The organism is Rhizobacter sp. P5_A1, from assembly GCF_056400745.1.
This window is the reverse complement of record NZ_JBFUKR010000067.1, coordinates 1-3,036: the sequence shown is the minus strand read 5'-3', so window position 1 is coordinate 3,036 and position 3,036 is coordinate 1. Positions and strand designations below refer to the sequence as shown.

At 59.4% G+C, this 3,036-nt stretch carries 4 protein-coding genes and 1 pseudogene; 4 read left to right on the top strand and 1 reads right to left on the bottom strand.

Annotated elements, in window-relative coordinates; genetic code table 11:
- Positions 1 to 127 (bottom strand): annotated as a pseudogene (locus AC1DTW_RS28045) (IS110 family transposase); the annotation flags it as partial.
- Between the two features lie 75 nt (positions 128 to 202).
- Here AC1DTW_RS28045 and AC1DTW_RS28040 point away from each other — a divergent pair.
- From AC1DTW_RS28040 to AC1DTW_RS28025, 4 genes are all read left to right on the top strand, one after another.
- Complete coding sequence (locus AC1DTW_RS28040) at positions 203 to 838, top strand: GNAT family N-acetyltransferase (RefSeq protein WP_477985307.1); 636 nt, start codon at positions 203 to 205, stop codon at positions 836 to 838.
- Between the two features lie 71 nt (positions 839 to 909).
- Entirely contained in the window at positions 910 to 1,272 is a 363-nt protein-coding gene (locus tag AC1DTW_RS28035; protein WP_477985305.1) for a transposase, read from the top strand.
- Positions 1,236 to 2,081, top strand: a complete 846-nt coding sequence (locus tag AC1DTW_RS28030) for an IS3 family transposase (protein WP_477985309.1) — start codon at positions 1,236 to 1,238, stop codon at positions 2,079 to 2,081. The genes AC1DTW_RS28035 and AC1DTW_RS28030 overlap by 37 nt, the downstream gene beginning before the upstream one ends.
- Before the next feature lie 116 nt (positions 2,082 to 2,197).
- Complete coding sequence (locus AC1DTW_RS28025; RefSeq protein ID WP_477985303.1) at positions 2,198 to 2,746, top strand: hypothetical protein; 549 nt, start codon at positions 2,198 to 2,200, stop codon at positions 2,744 to 2,746.
- Positions 2,747 to 3,036: the final 290 nt, after the last annotated feature.

Here is a 3,036-nt window from a genome sequence, read left to right as displayed (position 1 = left end):
GCAAGGCGCGCCGACACACAACGCGGCCGGTCGCATCGACCGCATGCACCTGCATAACGCGCTTGGCCAGGTCGGCACCGACGCGAACGATTTGGCCTGCAGCCTCGCCTCGTGTAATCTGCTCCACGGACTTCCCCTTTCCACGCTTCAGATTGATGACTTCGAACACCACCAATCTTGGCGCTTCGACGCCGTTGCAGGAATGTGGGAAGTCCCTTCACATTCCCATCGAGCGGACGTCTTCCAGCGTGCTTCGCACGCTTCCAGCCGCCGCTCATGTCAAACGTTAGGCCGCAAAACTAACCTAGGTGCCAGCATGCTCTTCCGAAGAACAGCCGAGACCGAAGACCTGGTGGCACTCACTGCTCTGATTCGTGCCGCCTACGCGCCGCATGCGTTGAAGGGGCTCCGCTATTGGGCAACCCACCAGTCCGTCGAGGACACAGCCAGGCGCCTTTCCCGAGGCGTCGGCTTCGTTGGCGAGGTAGATGGAGAACTGATCGCCACCATCACGCTCAGCAAACCCGACCCCGAGTCCAAGGTTCCGCTCCTGCGCGACGAGTACACGTGGTCGTTCGGTCAGTTTGCCGTCGCGCCAGGACATAAGGGCAAGGGCTACGGAAGGCGCATCCACGATGCTGCATTGCAACATGCCGTTCTCGAGGGTTGCCAAGTCATGGCGCTCCACACAGCCGAGCCTGCTACTGAACTGATCGAGATGTACCGGTCCTGGGGCTATGCTCAGGTCGGCACCTGTGACTGGCGACCACACACGAACTTCTTGAGCGTCCTCATGACGAAGCCCCTCGCCCCTCAGGCAACCAGCAATGCGGCCTAACCCATCGTTCGAGCTGACCCGGGAGCTTGTACCGGTTTAGTTGACACTCCGACCTAACGGAGACAGTCAAGATGGGAACACCCGGACCGCAGAAGATCAATAGCTACGGCGACGAGTTCAAGCTACGAGCGGTGCAGCTGAGCAACGAACCAGGCGTGCTGGTCAAGGACGTCGCACAGTCGCTGGGCATCCACCCCTTCATGCTGTCCAAGTGGCGCAAGCAAGTGCGCGACGGCGTGATCAAGGGGAAGGTCCCACCGCTGGACCTGGCTGCTGTGGGCGAGCTGCAGCGGCTGCGCGATCTGGAACAGAAGTACAAACGGCTTCAGATGGAGCACGACATCCTAAAAAAAGCTATCCGGTTTGCCTCGGAACTAAAGGCGAAGTCTTCGCCTTCATCGAAGCAAACCGGCAAGCCTGGTCGCTCGCGTTGATGTGCGACCACTTCGATGTCACCCGCTCGGGCTTCTATGCATGGCGCTCGCGCGAGCCCAGCTTGCGCCAGCTGGAAGACCAACGCCTGACCGAGCGCATCGTTCAGATCCACTCGAAGAGCCTGCACAGCTATGGCAGTCCACGCGTTCGCGATGCCCTTGTCCAGCAGGGCCAGTGCGTCGGCCAACGCCGTGTTGCTCGCCTCATGAGAGGCGCTCACATCCGAGGCAAATGCGCCGGCCAGCATGCGCGCTCCAAGGCAGGCCAGAGACGCTTCTTCAGGAGCATCCCCAATCAGGCCCGCCAGCTCGAGCTCGTCCGCGCAGACCAGGTCTGGGTGGGTGACGTCACCTACCTGCAGGTCAGGGGCCAGTGGCGCTACTTGGCTGTGGTGATGGACAAGTTCTCGCGCCGCGTCCTGGGCTGGAGCCTGGACACGACGCGCGACGTCACCCTCACGCGTGCGGCGCTGTTCCAAGCTCTGCGCAAACGCAATCCTGGCCCGGGCCTGGTCTTCCACAGCGACCGCGGCGTCGAATACGCCGCGCATGGCTACCGCGCGATCATGTCTCGACAGGGCTTCACTCAGAGCATGAACTGGCCTGGTCAGATCAACGACAACGCCCACATGGAATCGTTCTTCCATTCGATGAAAAGCGAGTACATCCACGGCAAGAAGTTCGACACCGACGAGCAGTTGCGGCAGACTGTGCGCAGGTACATCTCGTTCTACAACCACAGCCGGATTCATACGTCGCTGAGCCGTGTGCCCCCGGTCACCTTCGAGCTAACACAGGCCAGGCAATGAGATGTCAACTTTATCGGCACAAGTTCCCTGGCCTTCGGCCAGCCGCTTACCTCAAACGTTAGGCGCCGATATTGTGGCCATGCGGTAATCTTGCTGTAAACCAGGAGTCCAAACCGATGACCATCTCCATCTTCCTGAGCTATCCGAAGCCTTGCTTCGAACGTCAAGCAGTGTTCGTCAGAAAGATCTCTGACTACTTGATGACGCGTGGGTTCGACCCGCGCACACTTGGCGTTACCGACTACGACATGGACGCGCCTTTGACTGCGATACGGCGACTCATGCTGGAGTCAAACGGACTACTTACGATTGCCTTTAGGCGCACCTTCATCGAAAAGGGCACCACTCGCCTTCGCACTGACATTGACACGCTTCGAGAAGAGTCTGTCGACAATCGGTGGCTGACGACTCCGTGGGCACAAATCGAGCCGGCAATGGCCTATCAATTGGGTCTGCCCGTTCTCATACTTCGAGAAAAGGGTGTACTCGCGGACGGAATACTTGAAAGAGGCGTCGTGGGCTTGTATATGCCAGAGTTTGATCTCGAGCCAGCCATCATTGATGACTATCTCCAATCAGCGGAGTGGAAGGGGATGATCGGCAAGTGGGAGGGATATGTCCGATCCGTCGTCAATCGCAAGGGAAGACCACCCGAGCTCTACTAGAGCAACTCGCGCGATTTGGGTTGCAACGGCGCCTAACCCTTTACAGGGACTTCCAAAGTAGTCAACGCATTTTTGATCTTGTCGATGAGTCGACGTGGCTGCGAAGCCTGGCTGAGACAGAGAACAGACTGCCACTCTACAGACGGCCTTGTTGCATCGAGCGCGTGGTGCGCCCAGCGATGCGGACCCAGATGCGAACCGCTCGGCGGGGCTCCATTCCTATCGCGTGGACCTCGAGATCATCGAGACCACCCAGGGTTAGTCGAGCTTGCCCCGAGCTTGCCCGCCGC

What these genes read in the sequence shown, in the direction of transcription:
- AC1DTW_RS28035 (WP_477985305.1), top strand. Translation starts at nt 910, where the DNA reads ATGGGAACACCCGGACCGCAGAAGATCAATAGCTACGGCGACGAGTTC.
- AC1DTW_RS28025 (WP_477985303.1), top strand. Translation starts at nt 2,198, where the DNA reads ATGACCATCTCCATCTTCCTGAGCTATCCGAAGCCTTGCTTCGAACGT.
- AC1DTW_RS28040 (WP_477985307.1), top strand. Translation starts at nt 203, where the DNA reads ATGTGGGAAGTCCCTTCACATTCCCATCGAGCGGACGTCTTCCAGCGT.